This window comes from Nocardia sp. NPDC051900 (assembly GCF_044452545.1).
Classification (GTDB): Bacteria; Actinomycetota; Actinomycetes; order Mycobacteriales; family Mycobacteriaceae; genus Nocardia; species Nocardia sichangensis.
On record NZ_JBITBU010000005.1, the window covers coordinates 310,872 to 332,054 of the forward strand.

A 21,183-nucleotide genomic window follows, 5' to 3' on the forward strand; every position below is an offset into this window, starting at 1 on the left:
CGTGCGGCCGTTCCGAGCCGGATATCTCGCGGCGGCGGCGCTCACCGTCTTCGGCGCCGTCACCGGGCGGGAGAAGGCGCAGTGGATCGCGAAGCCGCTGCTGATGCCGCTGCTCGCGGCGGACGTGGCCACCGAAGGCAGAGAGCTGCCGTCCACCGAGCGCACGGTGCTGATCGGGTCGCTGGGCGCGGCGACGGTCGGCGATATCCTGCTCATCGATCCGGACGACGACCGCAGGCTGATCGCGGGCGCCTCGTCGTTCGCGGTGATGCAGGCCGGATACGCCGCGCTGTGGTGGCGGATGGGTGGCAGGCCCACCGCCGGGGTGGCCGTACCGCGGGTGGCCGCCTGGCTGGGTGCGGCCGGGTTGCTGCGGAAGAAGGCCCCTTCGGTGGCCGCGCCGCTGACCGCGTACGGCGTCACCTTGGGTACCGCGGCCGTGCTCGCGTCGGACCCTGCGCTGGCGCCCGCCACGAAAAATGTTGCGGGAGTGAACATTCCCGGTACCGATCCGCGCAGCCGCCTCGGCATCGGAGCGCTGCTGTTCACCGTCTCGGACGGGCTGATCGTGCTGCGGCGGTTGTTCGCGCGCGGCGAGCGGACTCGGCGGGTGGCCGAAGGCGTGATCCTGGCGACCTACGCGGCCGCGCAGTACCTGCTCGCCGATCCGAAAGCGCACGTGAAGCCGGTGCTCACAGCACCAGAATGATGCGATCCCGGTTCGCCGGGTCGACGCGGATCGAGAGGATCTCGCCGACCGCGAGCCGGGGTTTGTCGGCCGGGGTGGCGTCGAAAACCACAGTGCCACGGTAACTCTCGGAGCCCGGTACGGTCAGTTCCAGATCCAGCTCGGTGAGCTCCGTGTAATGGTCGGTGCGCTCGAGCGGGTGCACGCCCTCGACGGTCGCCCAGCCCTCAAGCCCGTGCCGCCACAAGCGGCGATCCGCCTTGGACGGTCGTCCGGCGAGCATCATCCCGATGCCGACGCACGAACCGAACAACCCGACCAACGCCACGATCTGATACGGAACCGTCCCCGGCGGCGTCCGATGCACCACCCACCCCAACCACAGCGCCAGCAGGATCAGATACCCGGCGGTCACCCCGAGCACCGTGCGCAGTATCCGCTCGTGATCCATACCAGCCTCCACCCCGAGTGCCAGACCTCCAGGATAGGCCCGGAACGGGCGGTGGAAAGCGCTATCGGCCCGCTCGGCTGCTGGTCAGCGCGGGGAGGTCGATTGTGATCGGGGTTCCGGCCAGTTGCGATGTCACCGCGCCGGACCCTATGGCGGCCAACTCGTAGTCGCCATCGTTCAACTGATAGACGGTCAGGCCGACCGGCTCCAGGTCGACCAGCCAGTAGTGCCGGATACCGGCCGCAGCGTACTCGAAGAACTTAGCCCGGCGATCGGTGCGGCGTGTGCCGTCGGCGAGAACTTCGACCGCGAGTAGCAGATCACCGGCGTTCCAGCGCGGAAGGTTCGCGTCGATGTCGGCGGTAGGCCCGACCAGCACGTCCGGAACACGAACGGTCGGCGGGTGGCCGTGGTCGACCACCACTTCCGACTGCATGAGCACGCTGTAGCCGCAGGGCAGTTGCGGCTCGATCTGTGTGCAGAGCCGCAATGCCGTCCGCTGGTGTCGCGACGGCGGGCGCGGCGACGCGATGAGAACCCCCTCCGCCAGTTCGTAGTAACGGCTGTTGTCCTCGGGCAGTGCGTCCCAGTCGTCGAGCGTCAACAGATGATCAGGCCAGTACGATCCGACAGCCACGGTGTCCCCTCCCGCTCGATTCGCCGCGAAGTCTTGCACACGGCCCGGGAGGGGGAGCACGGATTCAGCCTTTGAGTCGCAATACCGCCAGGACGCGGCGGTGGTGAGTGTCGGAGGGCGGTAGGTCGAGCTTGAGGAAGATGTTGCCGATGTGCTTTTCCACCGCCCGCTCGGTGACGGTCAGCGCGGCGGCGATGGCGCTGTTGGACAGGCCTTGGGCCATCAGCTCGAGCACCTCGCGTTCGCGCGGGGTGAGGCGGGCCAGCGCATCCTGCTGACGTGAGGCGCCCATCAATTGACTCACCACCTCCGTGTCGAGCGCGGTCCCTCCGGTGGCCACGCGGTGCAGCGCGTCCACGAAGTCACGGACGTCGGCGACCCGGTCCTTGAGCAGGTAGCCGACGCCGCTCGCGCCACCGGCCAGCAATTCCGTGGCATAGCGGGTCTCGACCCACTGGGAGAACACCAGTACGCCGGTCATCGGGTATTTGCGGCGCAATTCGATGGCGGCCAGAAGCCCCTCGTCGGTGTAGCTGGGCGGCATCCGCACGTCCACCACGACGACGTCGGGGTTATGTGTGCCGACCACGTCGGCGAGAGTGGTCGCGTCGCCGACCATGGCGACCACCTCGTGGCCGCGTTCGGTCAGCAGCCCGGCGAGCCCGTCGCGCAGGATGGCGCTGTCCTCGGCGATCACCAGGCGTAGTCCGTCACTCATCGTGACCCCGCCAGCGGCAGCAGAATCGTCACCACCGTCGGCCCACCGGCCGGGCTGTGCACGGTCAGCGTCCCGTCCACGGTTCGGGCCCGCGCCGCGAGGCCGGACAACCCGCTGCCAGCGCCGAGCGCGCCGTCGACGGGCGTCATCACTCCGCCGATACCGTTGTCCCGCACTGTTACCGCGATCGTCCCCCCGTCACCCGGCAGCGCCGAGACCCACGCGCTGGTGGCCCGCGCGTGCCGCACCACGTTCGTCAGCAATTCGGCCACCGAGAAATACGCGATCGCTTCGATGGCCGGAGTAGGTCGTTCGGGCAGATGCACCCGCAACTGCACCGGCACCGAGCAGCGCGCTGCCAGCGTCTCCAGCGCCGGTCCGAGCCCCAATTCCAATGCGGGCGGGTGGATTCCGCGCACCAGTTCGCGCAGTTCGGTCAGCGCCTCCTTGGAACCCGCGCGCGCCTCGGCGATGAGGTCGCTGGGATCGCCACCCGCGGCCAGCCGATCCTCCGCACGGCCCAGCGCCATCGCGATGGTGACCAGTCTGGCCTGAGTACCGTCGTGCAGGTCGCGTTCCAGTCTGCGCAGCGTGGCCGCGGAGTCCTCCACGGCGGTGCGCCTGCTCTCCTGCAACTCGGTCACTCGGCGATCGCGGGTCGTCGCGCCGAGCAGCGCGATCGTCAACAGCCCGTGCAACCAGCAGACGCCGCGCAGCAGCCAGGGCAGCGCCAGGCAGCCGAGTACCCCCACCAGTGCGAACGCCAGCACTTTCGGCCAGCTGTCGAGGTAGAGATCGCCGAACTGGACCATCGACTGGTGCTCGACACCGTTCTCGTCGACATTCGTCGGGTGGATCAGTGCCCATGGGATCGGGGAGAGCGCGGTGAACATGGTCATCGCCACCGCGACGAGCACCAGGTAACCCACCGCGACGCCGAGCACCGCCTGAGCGAGCAGGAACAATGCCGCTCGCCATGCCGCCCGATCGGTGAAGGCGCTGCGGAAGAATCCGATCAGGCCGGACGCGGGTGCGAACGGCGGGGGCGGCGCGACGACGATGCCGAGCAGATCTTTGGCCAGGGCGCGGTAGATCCGGCCCCACAGCCGTCCGCCGAGCAGCACGCCTGCCAGCACCGGCAGGCCGATGACGGTGATCGCGAGATACAGCCCGCCGCCGAAGCCGAGGAACAGGTAGGCGACCGCCAGGCAGCCCAGCACGAAAACGGTGAGAACGTAGACGAGTTCCTTCCAGAACTGGGCGCGCACGGGTGCGAGCAGGACCGATCGAAGGACATGCTCTTCCGGTTCCGGCGCACTGGCCGGCGCGTCGAGCACGAGGGTCGGTTCGGTGTGTGTCTCTGTCATGGAATCCATGGTGGTCGCGGCGATTCCGGGGGTCGATGGAGCCGACCGCCGAAAAAGTGGTGTAGGCAGCCACACCTACTACGATCCTGCTGATGAGCTACCCGCCGCAGCCGCCGCCGTACGGCTATCCAGCCTATGGGGCCTACGGAGCACCGGACCACCCGCAGTCCACCACGATCTTGATCCTGGGCATCCTGAGTCTCGTGCTGTGTCAGTTCATCGGACCTTTCGCGTGGGTGATGGGCAAGCGGGCGCTCAACGAGATCGACGCGTCCGGTGGAACCATCGGTGGCCGAGGGAATGTCAACGCGGGATATATCTGCGGCATCATCGCGACCGGGCTGCTGTGCGTGAGTCTGCTGTTCCTGCTGTTGATGTTGGTGCTCGCCCTGGTCGGCGTGTTCGCGGGAAGCTCGTCCGGCTACTGAGCCACGCGTCGCGGGCGCGGTGCCCGGAATTAGCATCATGAAGGTGAGTCACCCAGCGCCGGACGCGGCGGAGCAGGATCTACCCGGCCCGACGGAGTGGGGCGAGCACCCCAACGGCGTCGGTCCGTGGGCGAGCGAGCACGCCGAGCCGCCGCCGGATGATCCGCGCCTCGATCCCGAACTGCTGGCCGGTGGCGACCGCCGCAACGTGGTCGACGCCTACCGCTACTGGAGCCGCGAGGCCATCGTGGCCGACATCGACCGGCGCAGGCACCCGTTCCACGTCGCGATCGAGAATTTCGGGCACGACGCGAACATCGGCACGGTGGTCCGCACGGCGAACGCCTTCGCCGCCGCGGCCGTGCACATCGTCGGGCGTCGGCGCTGGAATCGCCGGGGCGCCATGGTGACCGATCGCTACCAGCACATCCGCCACCATGCCGACATCGGCGAACTGCTGGCGTTCAGCGAGCGCGCGGGCCTGACCGTGGTCGCCGTCGACAACGTTCCGGGTTCGGTGCCGCTGGAGACGGTCACGCTGCCGCGCGCGTGCCTGCTGCTGTTCGGCCAGGAAGGCCCCGGTGTCACCGACCACGCCAAGCAGGCCGCCGTGATGACGGTGTCGATCGCGCAGTTCGGCTCGACCCGCAGCATCAACGCGGGTGTGGCCGCCGGGATCGCCATGCACGCCTGGATCCGGCAACACGCCGATCCGGCGACCGCATGGTGAGTGCCGGACCCGCGCTCGATCGTCTGAGCTGGCGATCTTCGCCCCCGGAAGCCCACCGGCACGATTGCACATCGCTTTCGTAACAAATCGGGCGCATAAATGCGTTCTGGCCTGGCACCATTGACCCATGACCTCGCGGAGCGACGATATCGAGGTGCCGAGCGTGGAGCACGCCGAGACGGGCTCCGCGGCACCGCGTCCGCCGGCCGGCCGGGCACCGGCGGGCCGGGAGGCCGTCGCGCCGGCGACGCTGTGGTCCGAACGGGCCGATATGGCCGAATCGTCGATCATCTCCCGGCATCTGCGCGCGCTGTGGGCGCTCCCCGGCACCGAACTCGGTGTGGTCGGCTGGCCGGCGACCAAGCGGGAGCGAATCTTCGGCGCGTGGCACTACTGGTGGCAGGCGCATCTGATCGAGTGCGCGACCGACGCCGCGAATCGGGCACCGACTCCGCTGCGCCGCAGGCGAATCGCCGCGCTGGCGCGCTCACACCGCATCCGCAACATCACCGGCTGGACCAACCGTTACTACGACGACATGGCCTGGCTCGCCATCGCGCTGGAACGCGCCGAGCGCACCCAGGGCACCGACGTGCGCAGTGCGCTGGTCGCGCTGGAGAAGCAGCTGCACGACGGCTGGCAGCCGCAGGTCGGCGGCGGACTGCCCTGGCGCATCGGTTCGGACTACTTCAACGCGCCCGCGAACGGTCCCGCCGCGATCGCGCTGTTGCGCCTCGGGCGCGTCCAACGCGCTCGAGAGATGTCCGACTGGCTGGACGCGACCCTGCGCGATCCGGAGACCGGGTTGATCCTGGACGGCATTCACCTACCATCCGGCGAGATCGAGCGTCCCGTGTTCAGCTACTGCCAGGGTGTGGCGCTCGGCCTGGAGACCGAGCTCGCCGTGCAGACCGGCGAGCCCAGGCACACCGAACGCGTGCACCGGCTGCTCGCGGCCGTCGAGGAACACATGACCACCGACGGTGTGGTCGACGGTGGTGGCGGCGGCGACGGCGGCCTGTTCAACGGCATCCTGGCCCGATATCTGGCGCTGGTCGCGGTGATGCTGCCGGGCGAGGACGCCCAGCGAATCGCCGACCGCCGCGCGGCCGCCGCTATCGTCACCGCGTCCGCCGAGGCGGCGTGGGCGAACCGGCTGCAAGTCGAGGGCGAGCCACTGTTCGGGCACGACTGGAGCAAGCCCGCGCGGCTGCCCGGCGGCAGCGCGGGAGCTGGTTACCTCACCTCCGGCGGCTCGGTCACCTCGTCGAAAGTGCCGGGACGCGACATGTCGGTGCAGTTGTCCGGCTGGCTGCTCATGGAGGCGGCCTACCAGGTCAGCGCCGCTGGGCTGTGACCGAGGATCAGCCCTCGGGCTCCAGCACGGCGCTCGGAGCCGTTTCCAGCGCGAAGTCCTCGGCGGGCTGCGACATCTCCTGCCGGTAGTGCCGCACGCCGAGCGCCGTCCCGATGATCAGGCCCACCACCAGCGTGCCGATCACGATCGGCATCAGCCATTGCACGCGCTGCAGGAAGCTGCCCGCGTAGTACCCGATGAGCAACAGCACCGGCGCCCAGACGATCGCGCCGATCGTGCTGGCGACTGTGAACTTGCGGTGGTCCATCCGCGCGGCGCCTGCCACCGAGGGGCACAGGGTGCGCACCCACGGGATCCACCGGGCGATCAGCACCGCGACGAAGCCGTGCCGATGCAGCAGTTCCGCGACGCGTTGCAGGTTGCGGACGTTGATGTATCTGCCGTTCTTCCTGGCCACCAGGTGTCGTCCGGTGCGGTGCCCGATGACGTAGCCGACCTGATTGCCCGCGATGGCCGCGACCATCGCGCCCACCGACAGCGCCCAGACGTGCGTCTCACCCGAGGCGTGCGACGCCATCACGATGCCCGCGGTGATCAGCATCGAGTCACCGGGCAAGAACAGCCCGAGGATCACCGCGCACTCGAGGAAAACGAAGGTCAGCACCACCGTCCAGACGAGCGCGGGGCCCGCCGACAGTAGCGGATCGAAACTGCCCACGGCTAGGGGCGACGATTCCGTCGTCACCGGCTTCAGCGGGTGGACTCGCTGGTCGAGGCGGGCAGCTTCGCCTCGGCCTGCTCTCGCGCCTGCGCATTGCGGCCGAGCAGCTTCTTCGCCACCGCGCTGATGCCGGGCAGGATCGATACGAAGACGATGAGCAAGAAGATCGCCTCGACGTGGTCCCGGATGAACGCGACGTTGCCCAGGAAGTAGCCGAGCACGGTGACACCGCCGCCCCACAGCAGCGCGCCGACGATGTCGAACGCGACGAACTTGCGGTAGTCCATCTTGGAGACACCGGCCAGCACCGGCATGAAGGTGCGCACGATCGGCACGAAGCGGGCCAGGATGATCGTCTTCGGCCCGTGCTTTTCGAAGAACTCGTGCGTTTGCGTCACGTAGTGCTTCTTGAAGAAACGGGTGTCCTCTTTGTGGAACAGCGCGGGCCCGATCGCCCGGCCGATCCAATACGCGCACTGGTCTCCCGCGAACGCGACCAGGACGACGGCGGGCACAAGCACCCAGATCGACACCGGCGGATTCGGCTGCGCGGCGAGCAGGCCGCCGGTGAACAGCAGCGAGTCGCCGGGCAGGATCGGGAACAGCAAGCCGGTCTCGATGAAGACTATGACCAGGATGGCCGGCAGCACCGCGTCCTTCAGCCACGTCTCCGTGAGCAGGTGCATCGGATCGAGCAACTCGGTCAACGCGAGGTTACTCGTCACCGATTCTGTCGCTGCCTGCAGAATCACGTGGCCTCCTGTCCCGATACGGCTGGCCTGCATCGCTTGCCACCGCGTCGGAAGCTGCCAGCGCAAATTACCGGCCCCACAGTACCGGCTCCACCTGAAAAAGCTCGTGCTGTGCGCAAAATTACCGGCGGGTCAACTGCGCACTCCCTCCCTGCATACCAGGCGAAACACCGCTGCCTTAGGGTGAAGGCTGACAAAATAGGTCTTTGCCGCACAACACGGAGGTCTTACAGTGCCCATCGCGACTCCGGAGGTCTACGCCGAGATGCTCGGTCGGGCCAAAGCCAATTCCTTCGCATTCCCGGCCATCAACTGCACGTCGTCGGAGACGATCAACGCGGCCATCAAGGGTTTCGCGGACGCGGGCAGCGACGGCATCATCCAGTTCTCCACCGGCGGCGCGGAATTCGGCTCCGGCCAGGGTGTGAAGGACATGGTCACGGGCGCGGTGGCGCTGGCCGAGTTCGCGCACGTGGTCGCGGCCAGGTACGACGTGACCATCGCGCTGCACACCGACCACTGCCCGAAGGACAAACTGGATACTTTCGTCCGTCCACTGCTGGCGATCTCCCAGGAGCGGGTCAACGCCGGCCAGAACCCGCTGTTCCAGTCGCACATGTGGGACGGTTCCGCGATTCCGATCGACGAGAACCTCGAGATCGCCAAGGAGCTGTTGAAGGCCACCCACGCCGCGAACATCATTCTCGAGGTCGAGATCGGTGTCGTCGGCGGTGAGGAGGACGGCGTCGAGGCCGAGATCAACGAGAAGCTCTACACCTCGCCGGAGGACTTCCAGAAGACCATCGACGCCCTCGGCGCGGGCGAGAACGGCAAGTACCTGCTCGCGGCCACCTTCGGCAACGTGCACGGCGTGTACAAGCCGGGCAACGTGGTGCTCAAGCCCGAGGTGCTCGCCGAGGGCCAGCGCGTCGCGGCGGCCAAGCTCGGCCTCGGCGCCGACGCGCAGCCCTTCGACTTCGTCTTCCACGGCGGTTCGGGCTCGCTGAAGTCCGAGATCGAGGACTCGCTGCGCTTCGGCGTGGTGAAGATGAACGTCGACACCGACACCCAGTACGCGTTCACCCGGCCGGTCGCCGGGCACATGTTCGCCAACTACGACGGCGTGCTGAAGATCGACGGCGAAGTGGGCAACAAGAAGGCCTACGACCCGCGCAGCTACCTGAAGAAGGCCGAGGCCTCGATGTCGGCGCGTGTGGTGGAGGCGTGCAACGACCTGCACTCGGCCGGACGCTCGATCAGCGCCTGACCCTGATACACCCGTCAGGGGCTTGGTGCACATGAGTTTGGATGTGCGCGTGCTCGGGCCCGTGCGGCTGCTCGTCGGTGGTGAACCGGTGGCCGTCGGCGGGCCCAAACCGCGAGCTCTGCTCGCCGCGCTCACGGTGAATCGGCGGCGCGCGGTGTCGTCGGCCGCGCTCGCCGATCTGGTGTGGAACGAGGAACCGCCCGACGCCTATGCCGCCAGCCTGCAGGTCTTCGTCTCCAACATCCGCAAGGCGCTGCGTAATTCCGGGGTGGACCCGGCGACGGTGCTGCGCACCGAGTCGTCGGGCTATCGGTTGGAGATCGACGAGACCGCGTGCGATCTGGGACGTTTCGAAGCGGCGCGGGAGGCGGGCGCCCGTGCCGCGGAGGCGGGTGATCACGCCGGGGCGGCGCAGCTGTTCGGCTCCGCGCTGCGCGAGTGGAGCGGCCGGGCGCTGGCCGATCTGGCCGGATTGCAGTTCGCCGACGGGTTCGCCACCGCCATGGACGAGGAGCGGTTACTGGCCGCGGCGGCCCGGATCGACGCCGAGATCGCTTGCGGGCGAGCGTCCTCGGTGATCGGCGAGCTGGTGGCGATGACCAACGAGCACCCGTTGCGCGAACCGCTGTGGGGCCAGTTGATCACCGCGCTGTATCTGTCCGGACGGCAGGCGGACGCGCTGGAGGCGTGCCGGAAGGTGCGCGGCGTGCTCGCCGACGAGCTCGGCATCGACCCGGGGCCGGCGCTGATCGACCTGGAGCAGCGCGTGCTGCGGCAGGAGCCGCTGAGCACGGTCGAACTCCGGCAGGTCGAGCGCCTGGCCGCGGCGATGACCGAGACGGTCACCGAGGTGCCGCGTGCGGTGCGCAGCGGTCAGCTGCGGATGCCGGACGGTCGCGTGGTGGCGATCGCGCAGGGCGGCCTGCGTATCGGGCGGATGACCGACAACGACTTGGTGCTGGAGGACCCGCGGGCCAGCCGCTACCACGCGCACATCATGCCGAGTCGCTCCGGTCTGCTCATCAAGGATCTGCATTCGGCCAACGGCGTCTACGTCAACGACGACGCGATCGACAGCGGCGTGCTGCTCGCCGACGGCGACCTGATCCGGATCGGCGCGACGATCCTGACCTTCCAGGCGCTGCACTAGTCGCAGGCGATCCCGTCGCCGTCCCGGTCCAGCTGGGCGTTGAAGCCGGGCTGCCCGCGGTACAGCGGCCCGGCGCCCTCGGCGCGCACCTGGTCGCAGTCGGTGTAGATCTTCGGCGACCGCTCGGCGGGTTCCTCGGGTCGCTCGCTGTCCCCCTTCGGCCCGGTCCGGTTGTGCGGGATCGGATGGTCGTCGTGCGGTCCGGCGATCGCGACGGCCGGGGGCGGGACGGCGGACGCCGCCGACGGCACGAGCGCGCACGCTCCGGCCGCCAGCAGCGCCGCCCCGATCGCGGGTGCGAAGCGGAGAACTGACATGGTCACGTCTCCATCCTGCTCCCGGATCGTCCGGCGCGCCTCACTCGCAAGCGATTCCGTCGTTGTCCCGGTCCAGGTGAGGGGCGTAACCCGGCTGTCCACGCCGCGGTGGGGCCTTACCGGCGTTGCGGACCTCCGTGCAGTTCTTGTAGTAGGGACCCGGGGGCGCTTGCGGTGGCAGGTTGTTCGGCGGCGGCGGATTGTTCGGGGCCGGTGGATTGCTCGGCTGCGGCGGAGTTTGCGGCGGTGCCGGGCGTGTCGTTCTGACCGCCTTCGAAAGGCGAACGGGGTAGGGTCGTTCCGCTGGTTCGTCTTCGCAAGATTCGTGTCCGCAAAGGATTTCGAGGGGTTGCTATGGCGATGCGAATGTTCGCCGCGGTCGGTGCGATCGTGGTCGGCGCGGGAATGCTCGTCTACGCCGACGGGCCTGCCGCCGCCGCGCCCGAAGCGGCGGGCCCGCTCGCGGGAGTGGGTCCGTGCGCGACCGACCCGGTGGCGACCCACGAGCCTTTGGTGCCGAAAACGCTGGAGGTGCCGATTCCCTATCCGGTGATCACCGTGCTCCCGCCACAGCCGCCGGAATCCGCGCCGAAGCGAACGCGGATGGAGCTCCCGCCGGATCCCTGCGCGAATCCCTGCCCGGATCTCACCGATCTGCCCGGCGCGCCACCGAGTCTCGCCGGACAGCTCGGGATCCCCGAAATCCTGCTCGATCCCAAACCGTTCCACTTCGCGATCCCCGGCCCCGGCCCGGACCCCGGTCAGGTGCCCCCACCACCCGCGCCGGTGCGGCCGCCGATCGAGCCCGCGGCGCAGTCACCGGCTCGCCCCGCGCCGCGGCTCGGCCCAGCTCGCGAGGTGGCGAAGCTGACCGGCGCGAACTCGGTGAACCGCACCGACAAACGCTGGCAGGTGGACGGCACCGACCTCGGCATCATGTGGGAGAGCGCACCGGGCGAGATCGCGACCGCGTTCGGCGACACCGTCGGGCGCGGCTTCCATCCGCCGGGCGGCATGGGGCTGGATTGGCGCAGCAACGTCCTCGCCTTCAGCACCGACCGGGATCTCGCCGACGGGGTGACCTTCGACCGGATGGTGACCGACGACCGCTGCCACGCGGCCGAGGTGCTCTCCAGCCGCAAACTCGACAATGTCGAGGTCACCACCATTCCCACCTCGGGTTTCGCGCTGGGCGAGCGACAGTATCTGAGCTACATGTCCATTCGGACCTGGAACAGCCTGCCCGGCACGTTCTTCACCAACTACGGCGGCATCGCCTACTCCGACGATCACGGTCAGACCTGGACGAAAGACCCGCACGCGCGCTGGGACAACATCTTCGGGCTGGCGAATTTCCAGGTGAGCGCGATGGTGCCGCACGGGGGTTACGTCTACATGTTCGGCACGCCCAATACCCGCCTCGGCGCGGTGGGCCTGGCCCGGGTGCCCGAGGACCAGCTGCTCAACACCACCGCCTACCAGTATTGGCGGGATGGCGCCTGGACCCCCGTCGGTGGCTTCGGCTCGGCCACGCCGATCGTGGACGGTCCTGTCGGTGAACTGTCGGTCCGCTACGACGCCGCCCGCGAGGTCTGGCAGATGAGCTATCTGGACACGACGAAGGCGGCGCTGGTCGTACGCGAGGCGGACACACCGCAGGGCGTGTGGTCGGAGAGCACGCCGACGGTGTCGGCGCTGAGCTATCCGGAGCTGTACGGAGGCTTCATCCACCCGTGGTCTTCGGGTACGGATCTGTACTTCACCATGTCGACCTGGAGTGACTACAACGTGTACCTGATGCACTCGGTCGTCGGCGAGTGAGCCGCTCGGGTCAGCGGAGCCGGACCTCGGCCAGGGCGCGACCGAACAGCTTGCGACCCTCGGACGAGCTGCCGAGCAGGATGGTCGCGGTGCGCGCGGCGGCGTCCAGCGACTTGATCCGGCCGGTGAACTCCACCGTGCCCGCCGTGTCGGCGGGAACCGGAACGAAGCCGGAGAAGCGCACGCTGAACTTCTGGATCGCGGTGGGATCGCCCAGCCACGAGGTGAGGTAGTCACCCGCCAAGCCCATGGTCAGCATGCCGTGCGCGACCACCGTCGGCAGCCCGGCCAGCTGTGCGGCGTGGTCGCTGAAGTGGATCGGATTGGCGTCGCCGGACACGCCCGCGTAGTTCGCCAGGTCGCCGCGGGTCAGCTGGAACGCGCGGTCGGGCAGCTGGTCGCCTGGAGCGAGCTCGTCGAAAGAGAGCAGCGTGTGCACGGGCGTGGACTCGTGCTCGACCGGCTCCACCAACGGGCTGACGCCGAGCGACACCAGCACATCGTTGTGCGCGGGGTCGGTACTCCGGGATTCGACCGGGCGCCCGTGCATCATGACGTTCTCGACGATGTCGTCGAGCGTGTCGTCGACCTCGGCTCCGCGGCGCGCGACGATCGTGGTCGACCCGACGATGGCGACCTCGCCGTGCTGGTTGCTCAGCGTGAAGCGCACCAAGATGAAGTCGTTGTCGCCGAACTGGCGGATCGATTCGATGACGATCTCGCTGCGCATCCGGTCGCCGGCCAGGATCGGCCGGTAGATCTCGAAGACCTGATCGGTCTGCAGGAACTGGGAGAGGTCGTACTCGGTGAGCACCGTGTCGAGCAGCGCCCTGGTCCCGGTCATCCCGATCACCGAGGCGAAGGTCGGCGGCGCGATGAGGCCGGGATACCCGAGCGCGCGTGCGTCGGCTTCGTGCTGGTGCGCCGCGTGGTGGTTCTGTACCGCGCGGGCGAACTCCCGGACTTTCTCCCGGCCGACCTCGTAGTGGTCACGCACCCGGAATCGCTGTCCGATCGGCGTCACCGGGACGACATCGATATCCGGCCGCGCCATTGTCTGCTCCCTGCTCATGATCCGGGCCATGCTACTGCGGGGCCGGACCATTGACCAGGTGAGTGTGACGTGTGTGACCGGCATCGATGCGTGGCGGCTATCACGCTGCCAGGTGGTTACTGGCTGCTGGAGGGCGGATCGCAGACCTTCCATCCGTCGTCGGTGCGCTGCAGGTCGAAGGTGCGGGCGGACCGCTTCGCCGGGTCGGCCTCGGTGTACACCGTGGCCTGGGCGATGGCGGTGGCGTCGGTGATGCGGATGGCGTCGATGCTGTCCACCACCGGGATGTTCTTGCGTTCCATCGACAACTTGTGCACGCCGGCGAACTGGTCGCTCGGAATGCCCTGATAGAAGTCGTGCAGCGGACCGCAGGTGGTGGAGCGGAGCGCGTCCAGATCGCCGCTCTTCAGCGCGTCGGTGTAGCTGGTGATGGCGCTGCGCACCTGAGCCTCGGGGGAGTCGTCGCCGGACATCGTGACAAGCGACACGATCACCGCGATGAGCGCGATCACCGCCACGGCCGCCGCTCCGAGCACGATCAGCCGTCGATCGGGCCGAGTGGGACCGGTGGCGGTCGCACCGGCGGCCTGCGAAGCAGGGGGGATCCGTTGCGGCGGCGCGACGGGCCGGGTCTGCGGCGCACGCGGACCCCCCATCGACTGCGCGGGCACGGTCTGCTGGACGTCCGCGGGGGACGGCGCGGTCGCCACCTGTCGCGGTCTGCCGCCGGGACGCTGCGGCGACGGGCGGGTGTCCTCGACGCCAGGTCCGTGCTGCGGCGGCGCGGCAGGGCCGTGCGGGCCGGGCTGTTTGGGACCGGGAGCCGGACGCGGCGTGCTCGGCGGCTTGGTGACCGGTACCGGACCCGCCGATGGAGTGACCACGCGATCGGTGCCCGGCCTGCCGCCGTCGCCGGGGCGCTGGATGGGCAACGCGACGGTCTTCGCGTCGTCCAGGCCGACCACCGGCATCGCCATCGTCACGTCATCCGAACCGGGCGGGTTCTGCGCCTCGGCCGGGGTGGATTCGCCGGTCCGCTCCGGCGCGGGAGCCGGTCCGGCCGACGGCTTGCGTATCACGACGGTGGCGGATTCGCCGCCCCCCGGGATCGCGGCGGTCTCGGCCTCAGGCTTGCCGCCGGGCGGAGTAGAGGCACCGGCGGTCTCGGGCGGCGTACCCGGGGTCGTCTCGGCCGTCGCCGCGTTCTTCGAGGCGGCCGCCGGTCCTGCCTTCGCGCCGGAGGCGGGTGCCTTGTCCGTCGCTGGTCGATCCGGCTGCGCCGCTGCGTCTTTCGAAGCGGACCCACTCGCGGGGGCCGCGCCGGACGGAAGCTGATCCCGTTTGATCACCACGGTGCGCGACTGATCCGGAGCGGAACCAGGCTTCGAGGCGCTACCGCCGGTCTCCGGCGCGGACTCGCGCTCGGGCGCGGCCGTTTCCGCATCGGCGCCCGATGCTGGGCGTGGGCTGGATGTGCCTGGCCCGGAGGGTGCCGGTGCGCCGCCCACCTTCCCCGCCGGGCTGTTCGCCGGTCCGGGACGAGCTGTGCCTTTGGTGCCGGGCGTGTTCGATGCGGCGGCCGGGGCGGAGGGCGTTGGTGTGCTGCCGGTTCTCCCTGGGGTGTTCGCCGGTCCGGAAGGGGCTGTGCCTTTGGTGCTGGGCGGGTTCGATGCGGCCGGGCCATTGGGTGCTGGTGCGCCGCCGAGTTTCCCTGCCGGGGTGTTCGCTGGTCCGGAAGGGGCTGTGCCTTTGGTGCCGGGTGCGTTCGACGCGGTCGGGCCGGAGGGCGGCGGTGTGTTCCGGCTGGCTGCGACTTGCCCCGCAGGTGGTTTCGCGGCTGGTTGCCCCGCCGGGGACGGCGCGGAAGAAGCAGGAGGGTTCGGCTTACCGGTACCGCCTGCTGACGCCGCCCCAGCGGCCTTCGCCGCGCTCGAGGGGCCGGCGGCAGGTGTGCTATCGGCGCTGGTCCCACTGGTCGCGTTGGACCCAGCCGGGGTCCCGGCCGCTCGGGGGCTCGCGGCTGCGGGCCGGTTGGTGGCATTCGCCTGGTTGCCGGGGGTCTTCGGACCGCCGGAAGCTCCGGACTGCGTCGAAACCTGTGGCGCGGGACCCGCGGGTGCGGAGCCGCTCGCATTGGAAGCCGGTGGATTCGTAGCCGGTGAGTTCGTACCGCTCGCTGGACCGTTGGCCGGTTTCGTGCCCGCCTCGGCCGTGTTCGCGCCCTTCCCGGGGACCGGACCTCCACCGGGAGCCTGTTTCGGTTGGCCGCCGGGGGCTGGACTACCGGTGCCCGCGCCAGCCTTCGATCTCGCCGCGGAAGCATCCGAGGCGGCTGCCGCGGCGCCGCCGGACGGCGTCGCACCCGGTCGCTGCGCCTTGGCGATGCGCTCGGTGGGGGCAGCCGACGAAGCGGAACCGCTCTTGCCCGAGGCGGGGATACGTTCGGTGGCGGCCTCGGGGCGTGCGTCGGCCCCGGCGGCGTCGGCCGGTCCGGCGCTGTCTCGCGCCGTGCTCTTCTCGTCGTTCGGGTCGGACACGCACACCCCTCGCTAAGCGGAACTGTTTGAACTCGACGGCCAGCCTAATGGGCGCGGCCCGGCGAGGTCCGGCATCAGCCCACGTCGAGCCGAACGAATGCCGACCCGTCACCTGACCTCCTTGTTCGGCCTACGCCGTGACGCGAGGAGGCGAGGCGGTCGGCTGTCGAGCAAACCGTCGTGCGGTGCACAATGAACCGCATGACCTCGTTCGGTGACCTGCTCGGACCGCAACCGGTATTGCTACCAGAAATCTCCGACGCCGAGGACGCGCTCCTCGACGGCGCCGATCCGGTGCGGGTGGCGGCCGAGCACCCGGCCGCCTCGATCGCCTGGGCGCACCTCGCCGAGGCGGCGCTGTCTCGTGGCGAAGCCCAGGACGAGGCGGTCAACCACGACATCGTGGCCGCGTACGCGTTCGCCCGCACCGGCTACCACCGCGGCCTCGATCTACTGCGCCGCAACGGCTGGAAGGGCTTCGGTCCCGTGCCGTGGAGCCACGAACCCAATCGCGGCTTCCTGCGCAGCGTCGGCGCGCTGGCCCGCGCCGCCAAGGTGATCGGCGAGACCGACGAGTACGCTCGCTGCCTCGACCTGCTGGAAGACTGCGACCCCCATGCGGCCGCGGAGCTGGGCCTCGACTGAGTCGTAGTGATCGGAGCACCGCGTAGCGATTCGATGGTAGGTAGCGGCCGGGTGACGGGTGCGTTCGACCCGATGTCCCGGTTCGGCGTGGCCCGCGCGAGTGGCATGGCGAGGCTACGCACCTCGTGGGCGCGGCTGCGCCGGTCGGCGCTGCCGATCATCCAGTGTTCGGTCGGCGCCGCGCTGGCCTGGTTCCTCGCGCATCACGTCATCGGCCACGCGCTGCCGTTCTTCGCGCCGACGGCCGCCGTGGTGTCGATGGGCATCTCCTTCGGCGCGCGGCTGCGTCGCTCGGTGGAACTGGTGGTGGGGGTCGCGGTCGGCATCGGCATCGGCGATCTGTTCATCTCCCACGCGGGCACCGGCATATGGCAGATCGCGCTGGTGGTCGCGGTCGCCATGGCCGCGGCGGTGTTCCTGGACGGCGGTCCGGTCATCACCGTGCAGGCGGCGGGCTCCGCCGTGCTGGTCGCCACGTTGCTGCCGCCCTCGGCGGGCGGCGGTCTCTCCCGCATGATCGACGCCTTGGTCGGCGGTCTGGTCGGCGTGGTGGTGGTCGCCGCGATCCCCCTGCATCCCGTGCGCAGGGCGCGGACGCTCGCCGGGGACATCCTCGCCGTGATGGGCAGATCGATCACCGAATGCGCGGACGGACTGCTCGAACAGGATCCGGAGAAGGTGCACCGCGCGCTCACCGCGATGCGCGCCACTCAGCCGCAGATCGACTCCTTGCGCGCCACCCTGGAAGGCGGCCGCGAGATCAGCCGGATCTCGCCGTTGTACTGGAACTCCCGTCCCCGGCTCGAACGCATCAGGGCCACGGCGGATCCGCTGGACAACGCCATCCGCAACACCCGAGTCCTGTTGCGGCGCTCGCTGACTCTGGTGCGCGACGACGAAATCCTCGACCCCGGTTTGATCGACGAGGTGGAGCGCCTGGGCCAGGCCGTCGACGTGGTGCGCCGGATGATGCTGGCCGACCCCGGCGACCAACCCGACCGCGCCGAGGCGGCCCGCGTACTGCGCTCGGTCGCGAAGGGCGCCCGCCCGGAACTGGTAACCGGCGCGGGCCTTTCGGCGCACGTCGTCTTCGCGCAGGTGCGTTCGACGCTGGTAGACCTGATGCAGGTGTGCGGCGTGCAACGTATCTCGGCGATTGCCCTGCTGCCGCCGACGGTCAAGAACCCCTACGTGCGGCCCGAGGTCTGAAGCCCTACTACTCAGCGGTATTCGGACATTGTTGCCTGCCACCGTGGTCCGATTCCCGTGCGGCGCGCCGGAAGTTCGATCTTCGGGTAGTCCGCTACTCGGGTTCCGCGCGTCATCCCGCCGTAGTTTTGCGATGTGACCGCGAGTCGCGGGGTATCGCGGTCGACCACTTCGCACGTGGACGAAAGGACCTTCCGGCCAAGGGGTGTGGCAGCCGGAAGGGGGGCGGATCGGAAGCGGCGAAGAAGCGGGGCCGCCCGGCAACCCGACCGGGCGGTCCCGCGCCCACGTGTACGGCGAGTCGCCGAGATCAGGTCCAGAACCGAGTCAGGTAGCCGCCGTAGCGCGACCAATTCGACGGAACCCCGGACAGTTCGAACAGCGCGTACACCGCGTCGAAGAACACCTGATTGATCGCGGGCGTGAACAGCAGCGCGAACAGGATCAACATGCCGAACGGCTTGAACTGGTCGAGCGAGCGCCGGGTCTGGTAGCTCAGCGACGGCTCGACGATGCCGTAGCCGTCCAGTCCCGGCAGCGGGATCAGATTCAGCAGAGTCGCCGTGATCTGCAGGAAGGCAAGGAAACTGACGCCGAACCAGAACGCGGGATGAGTGGCCGAGCTGCCCCAGATCCGGACGGCCGCCAGCAGCAACACCGCGCACAACGCGTTCACGGCGGGCCCCGCGCCGCTGATGATCCGCTGCGTGCGCGGCGCGACATTGTGCGTGTGCACGTAGACCGCGCCGCCGGGCAAGCCGATGCCGCCGAGCGCGATGAACACCATCGGCAACACGATCGACAGCAGCGGATGGCTGTACTTCAGTGGGTTGAGCGTCAGATAGCCGCGCAATTCCACTTCCCGGTCACCCGCGCGCCACGCCGAGTACGCGTGCGCGAACTCGTGCAGGCACAGCGAGACCACCCAACCGAAGACCACGAGGACGAACACACCGGCCTTGGCTCTGGTGGAGTCCAGCGGGGCGTCCCAGGCCAGCGCGCCGCCGACCGCGGTCACGACCACCACGAGCAGGAACACCGGGCTCGGCCGGACCGCACGCGCTCGGCGGTTGGTCGGGAAACTCATCGCACCAGCAGCCAGGGTTCGTGATGGCGGTAGAAACTCGAGCGCGGCACCGGGCGATCGGCGCGGACGCCGTCCCTGGTCACGATGGCGCCTGGCGTGCCGAGCTGCGCCGCTCGCCCCTCGACCCAGCGCCGTTTGCGGAACCTTCGCCGCACGGCCGCCCGTACACCGGGCGGTTCGAGGCACGGCGAGACGAGCATGGCCGTCACGTCACCGGAGAACAGCAGGGTGTCGTCGACATAAGCCTCACCCTCGAGCCGCTCGCCGCCGATGCCGGTGATCACCGCCCGGCCCGCGAGCACCTTGCCGGTGTCGTCGCGAACCAGTGGCGTCTCGACGGCGCTGCCTCCGATGGCGCGCTTGGCGGCGGCGTTGCCGGTGCCGGTCTGGTAGGCGCGTGCGGCGTAGGTCTTCTCGACCGGCACGTACCCGATCTCCACGTGCAGGCGCTCGGTGCGCATCAGATGGGTGAGCACCGCGGCCAGCGCGGCGTCCTCACCCAGCACGATCAGGCGCGGCAGGCTGTCGGCGGCCAGCACGGGAAGCAACTCGTCGATCACGGCGGGATCGGGGATGGCGGCCGTCTGGGTGGTCGGCAGCGCCGCGAGCGCGATGGGTACGGGAGCGCCGTCGCAGCGGAGAACATGGGTACTCAAGCTGCCGTACACCCTCCTCGGTTCGAGCCGACACCGTCGGGCCCCTCGCCATTGGCGGGCGAACCCGAGCCGCGGCTCGCCCGTGCCCGCCGCGCTGCCGCTCGGCGTGCCGTGCAACCTTAGCCCTGCCCGGCCGCGACCACACGGTTGTCGAGCCTACGACGAGATGCGCTGCGATGCCGCCGGGGACGGGTCGGCTAGACTGTGCTTCCGGCCACCGCCTCAGTACGGCAGGTAGCTGCAACACACCAGTGTTGCCTGTCGAACCGTAGGAGACACGACCATGCCGGCAATCGTCCTGATCGGCGCCCAGTGGGGCGACGAGGGGAAGGGCAAAGCAACCGATCTGCTCGGTGGTCGGGTGAACTGGGTGGTCCGGTACCAGGGCGGCAACAACGCGGGTCACACCGTGGTGCTGCCCAACGGCGACAACTTCGCCCTGCACCTGATCCCCTCCGGCATTCTGACCCCGGGCGTGACGAATGTCATCGGCAACGGTGTCGTCGTGGATCCCGGCGTGTTGCTGGACGAGCTGGCGGGGCTGGAGCAGCGGGGCGTCGACACCTCCGGGCTGCTGCTCTCGGCCGACGCGCACTTGATCATGCCGTATCACGTGGCCATCGATAAGGTCACCGAACGTTTCCTCGGCAACAAGAAGATCGGCACCACCGGCCGCGGGATCGGGCCGTGCTACCAGGACAAGGTGGCGCGCGTCGGCGTGCGCGTCGCGGACGTGCTGGACGAGAAGATCCTCACCCAGAAGGTCGAGGCGGCGCTCGAGTTCAAGAACCAGGTGCTGGTCAAGATCTACAACCGCCGCGCGCTTGATCCGCAGCAGGTGGTGGACGAGGTGCTGACCCAGGCGGACAGCTTCAAGCACCGGATCGCCGACACCAGGCTGAAGCTGAACCTCGCGCTCGAGCGTGGTGAGACGGTGCTGCTGGAGGGTTCGCAGGGCACCTTGCTCGACGTCGACCACGGCACCTACCCGTACGTCACGTCGTCGAACCCGACCTCGGGCGGCGCGGCGGTCGGCGCGGGCATCGGACCGAACAAGATCAACACGGTGCTCGGCATCCTGAAGTCCTACACCACCCGGGTCGGCTCCGGACCGTTCCCGACCGAGCTGTTCGACGAGTTCGGCGCCTACCTGGCCAAGACCGGCGGCGAGGTCGGTGTCACCACCGGGCGCGCCCGCCGCTGCGGCTGGTTCGACGCGGTGATCGCGCGCTACGCCACCCGGGTCAACGGCATCACCGACTACTTCCTCACCAAACTGGACGTTCTATCCAGTCTCGAGACGGTGCCGATCTGCGTCGCCTATGAGGTCGACGGCGAGCGAGTCGAGCAGATGCCGACCACGCAGACCGAATTCCATCACGCGAAGCCGATTTTCGAGCAAATGCCCGGTTGGTGGGAGGACATTTCCGGCGCGCGCACCTTCGAGGAGCTGCCCGCCAACGCCCAGGCGTACGTGTTGCGTTTGGAGGAGCTGTCCGGCGCCAGGATTTCTTGCATCGGCGTGGGTCCCGGCCGGGATCAGACCATCGTCCGGCACGACGTACTCGACTAGAACCTGTTCGAATTCCGCGCGTGCCAGCGGAAATTCGGCAAGATCACCAGAAATTCG

22 protein-coding genes are annotated in these 21,183 nt (G+C 69.2%); 10 read left to right on the forward strand and 12 right to left on the reverse strand.

Annotated elements, in window-relative coordinates; genetic code table 11:
* The first annotated feature begins 1 nt into the window (after window position 1).
* Window positions 2-709: a lysoplasmalogenase family protein gene (locus ACIA5H_RS10585; protein WP_379249186.1), complete on the forward strand. Its 708-nt coding sequence runs from the start codon at window positions 2-4 to the stop codon at window positions 707-709.
* On the opposite strand, the gene ACIA5H_RS10590 is transcribed toward ACIA5H_RS10585, so the two are convergent.
* The 4 genes from ACIA5H_RS10590 to ACIA5H_RS10605 all read right to left on the reverse strand — a co-directional run bounded on the left by ACIA5H_RS10590 (window position 693) and on the right by ACIA5H_RS10605 (window position 3,861).
* Entirely contained in the window at window positions 693-1,139 is a 447-nt protein-coding gene (locus ACIA5H_RS10590; RefSeq protein WP_355071515.1) for a hypothetical protein, read from the reverse strand. The two genes, ACIA5H_RS10585 and ACIA5H_RS10590, sit on opposite strands and share 17 nt — an antisense overlap.
* Window positions 1,140-1,200: 61 nt before the next feature.
* Window positions 1,201-1,776 (reverse strand): Uma2 family endonuclease, encoded by a 576-nt coding sequence (locus ACIA5H_RS10595; protein ID WP_397075386.1) that lies wholly within the window; start codon window positions 1,774-1,776, stop codon window positions 1,201-1,203.
* Between the two features lie 64 nt (window positions 1,777-1,840).
* Window positions 1,841-2,494 carry a LuxR C-terminal-related transcriptional regulator gene (locus tag ACIA5H_RS10600; protein WP_397075388.1) on the reverse strand — a complete coding sequence of 218 codons (654 nt, stop codon included), beginning with the start codon at window positions 2,492-2,494 and terminating at the stop codon, window positions 1,841-1,843.
* A complete protein-coding gene (locus ACIA5H_RS10605) occupies window positions 2,491-3,861 on the reverse strand; it encodes a sensor histidine kinase (RefSeq protein WP_397075390.1) in 1,371 nt (456 codons plus the stop codon). Before ACIA5H_RS10605 ends, ACIA5H_RS10600 begins: the two co-directional genes overlap by 4 nt.
* Window positions 3,862-3,953: 92 nt before the next feature.
* Here ACIA5H_RS10605 and ACIA5H_RS10610 point away from each other — a divergent pair, with 92 nt between their 5' ends.
* The 3 genes from ACIA5H_RS10610 to ACIA5H_RS10620 all read left to right on the forward strand — a co-directional run bounded on the left by ACIA5H_RS10610 (window position 3,954) and on the right by ACIA5H_RS10620 (window position 6,376).
* Window positions 3,954-4,289, forward strand: a complete 336-nt coding sequence (locus ACIA5H_RS10610; RefSeq protein WP_356962841.1) for a DUF4190 domain-containing protein — start codon at window positions 3,954-3,956, stop codon at window positions 4,287-4,289.
* Between the two features lie 37 nt (window positions 4,290-4,326).
* The gene (locus tag ACIA5H_RS10615; protein ID WP_355071522.1) at window positions 4,327-5,019 is read left to right on the forward strand and encodes a TrmH family RNA methyltransferase; all 693 of its coding nucleotides are present in this window, start codon (window positions 4,327-4,329) and stop codon (window positions 5,017-5,019) included.
* A gap of 271 nt (window positions 5,020-5,290) precedes the next feature.
* The gene (locus ACIA5H_RS10620; RefSeq protein ID WP_397075499.1) at window positions 5,291-6,376 is read left to right on the forward strand and encodes a glycoside hydrolase family 76 protein; all 1,086 of its coding nucleotides are present in this window, start codon (window positions 5,291-5,293) and stop codon (window positions 6,374-6,376) included.
* A 7-nt stretch (window positions 6,377-6,383) separates the two neighbouring features.
* On the opposite strand, the gene ACIA5H_RS10625 is transcribed toward ACIA5H_RS10620, so the two are convergent.
* Together ACIA5H_RS10625 and ACIA5H_RS10630 are read right to left on the reverse strand one after the other, a co-directional pair.
* Window positions 6,384-7,082: a DedA family protein gene (locus ACIA5H_RS10625; RefSeq protein ID WP_355071523.1), complete on the reverse strand. Its 699-nt coding sequence runs from the start codon at window positions 7,080-7,082 to the stop codon at window positions 6,384-6,386.
* A gap of 5 nt (window positions 7,083-7,087) precedes the next feature.
* Window positions 7,088-7,744 carry a DedA family protein gene (locus tag ACIA5H_RS10630; RefSeq protein WP_379250090.1) on the reverse strand — a complete coding sequence of 219 codons (657 nt, stop codon included), beginning with the start codon at window positions 7,742-7,744 and terminating at the stop codon, window positions 7,088-7,090.
* Window positions 7,745-8,042: 298 nt separating this feature from the next.
* Between ACIA5H_RS10630 and fbaA the strand changes: the two genes are divergently transcribed.
* Together fbaA and ACIA5H_RS10640 are read left to right on the forward strand one after the other, a co-directional pair.
* The gene (gene fbaA, locus ACIA5H_RS10635) at window positions 8,043-9,077 is read left to right on the forward strand and encodes a class II fructose-bisphosphate aldolase (RefSeq protein ID WP_364424668.1); all 1,035 of its coding nucleotides are present in this window, start codon (window positions 8,043-8,045) and stop codon (window positions 9,075-9,077) included.
* 31 nt (window positions 9,078-9,108) lie between these two features.
* Window positions 9,109-10,227 carry a BTAD domain-containing putative transcriptional regulator gene (locus ACIA5H_RS10640; RefSeq protein ID WP_355071526.1) on the forward strand — a complete coding sequence of 373 codons (1,119 nt, stop codon included), beginning with the start codon at window positions 9,109-9,111 and terminating at the stop codon, window positions 10,225-10,227.
* On the opposite strand, the gene ACIA5H_RS10645 is transcribed toward ACIA5H_RS10640, so the two are convergent.
* Together ACIA5H_RS10645 and ACIA5H_RS10650 are read right to left on the reverse strand one after the other, a co-directional pair.
* Window positions 10,224-10,544 carry an excalibur calcium-binding domain-containing protein gene (locus ACIA5H_RS10645; RefSeq protein WP_379249177.1) on the reverse strand — a complete coding sequence of 107 codons (321 nt, stop codon included), beginning with the start codon at window positions 10,542-10,544 and terminating at the stop codon, window positions 10,224-10,226. The genes ACIA5H_RS10640 and ACIA5H_RS10645 overlap by 4 nt on opposite strands.
* A 40-nt stretch (window positions 10,545-10,584) precedes the next feature.
* Window positions 10,585-10,884 (reverse strand): excalibur calcium-binding domain-containing protein, encoded by a 300-nt coding sequence (locus tag ACIA5H_RS10650; protein ID WP_397075502.1) that lies wholly within the window; start codon window positions 10,882-10,884, stop codon window positions 10,585-10,587.
* A gap of 14 nt (window positions 10,885-10,898) precedes the next feature.
* On the opposite strand from ACIA5H_RS10650, the gene ACIA5H_RS10655 reads away from it, so the two are divergent.
* Window positions 10,899-12,365, forward strand: a complete 1,467-nt coding sequence (locus tag ACIA5H_RS10655) for a DUF4185 domain-containing protein (protein WP_397075394.1) — start codon at window positions 10,899-10,901, stop codon at window positions 12,363-12,365.
* A 10-nt stretch (window positions 12,366-12,375) separates the two neighbouring features.
* Here the strand turns inward: ACIA5H_RS10655 and ACIA5H_RS10660 are convergent, their stop codons facing one another.
* Together ACIA5H_RS10660 and ACIA5H_RS10665 are read right to left on the reverse strand one after the other, a co-directional pair.
* The gene (locus tag ACIA5H_RS10660; RefSeq protein WP_397075397.1) at window positions 12,376-13,437 is read right to left on the reverse strand and encodes a fused (3R)-hydroxyacyl-ACP dehydratase subunits HadA/HadB; all 1,062 of its coding nucleotides are present in this window, start codon (window positions 13,435-13,437) and stop codon (window positions 12,376-12,378) included.
* Window positions 13,438-13,535: 98 nt separating this feature from the next.
* Window positions 13,536-14,771 (reverse strand): hypothetical protein, encoded by a 1,236-nt coding sequence (locus tag ACIA5H_RS10665; RefSeq protein ID WP_397075399.1) that lies wholly within the window; start codon window positions 14,769-14,771, stop codon window positions 13,536-13,538.
* A 1,386-nt stretch (window positions 14,772-16,157) separates the two neighbouring features.
* On the opposite strand from ACIA5H_RS10665, the gene ACIA5H_RS10670 reads away from it, so the two are divergent.
* A complete protein-coding gene (locus tag ACIA5H_RS10670; RefSeq protein WP_379249167.1) occupies window positions 16,158-16,601 on the forward strand; it encodes a DUF3151 domain-containing protein in 444 nt (147 codons plus the stop codon).
* 72 nt (window positions 16,602-16,673) lie between these two features.
* Window positions 16,674-17,810 carry an aromatic acid exporter family protein gene (locus ACIA5H_RS10675; protein ID WP_379250088.1) on the forward strand — a complete coding sequence of 379 codons (1,137 nt, stop codon included), beginning with the start codon at window positions 16,674-16,676 and terminating at the stop codon, window positions 17,808-17,810.
* A 310-nt stretch (window positions 17,811-18,120) separates the two neighbouring features.
* On the opposite strand, the gene ACIA5H_RS10680 is transcribed toward ACIA5H_RS10675, so the two are convergent.
* Together ACIA5H_RS10680 and ACIA5H_RS10685 are read right to left on the reverse strand one after the other, a co-directional pair.
* On the reverse strand, window positions 18,121-18,897 hold the full coding sequence (locus ACIA5H_RS10680) for a site-2 protease family protein (RefSeq protein ID WP_356962829.1): 777 nt from the start codon (window positions 18,895-18,897) through the stop codon (window positions 18,121-18,123).
* Window positions 18,894-19,553, reverse strand: coding sequence for a hypothetical protein (locus tag ACIA5H_RS10685; protein WP_397075402.1), 660 nt, complete (start codon window positions 19,551-19,553; stop codon window positions 18,894-18,896). The genes ACIA5H_RS10680 and ACIA5H_RS10685 overlap by 4 nt, the downstream gene beginning before the upstream one ends.
* A gap of 283 nt (window positions 19,554-19,836) precedes the next feature.
* On the opposite strand from ACIA5H_RS10685, the gene ACIA5H_RS10690 reads away from it, so the two are divergent.
* Window positions 19,837-21,126, forward strand: a complete 1,290-nt coding sequence (locus ACIA5H_RS10690) for an adenylosuccinate synthase (RefSeq protein ID WP_379249163.1) — start codon at window positions 19,837-19,839, stop codon at window positions 21,124-21,126.
* Window positions 21,127-21,183 lie beyond the last annotated feature (57 nt).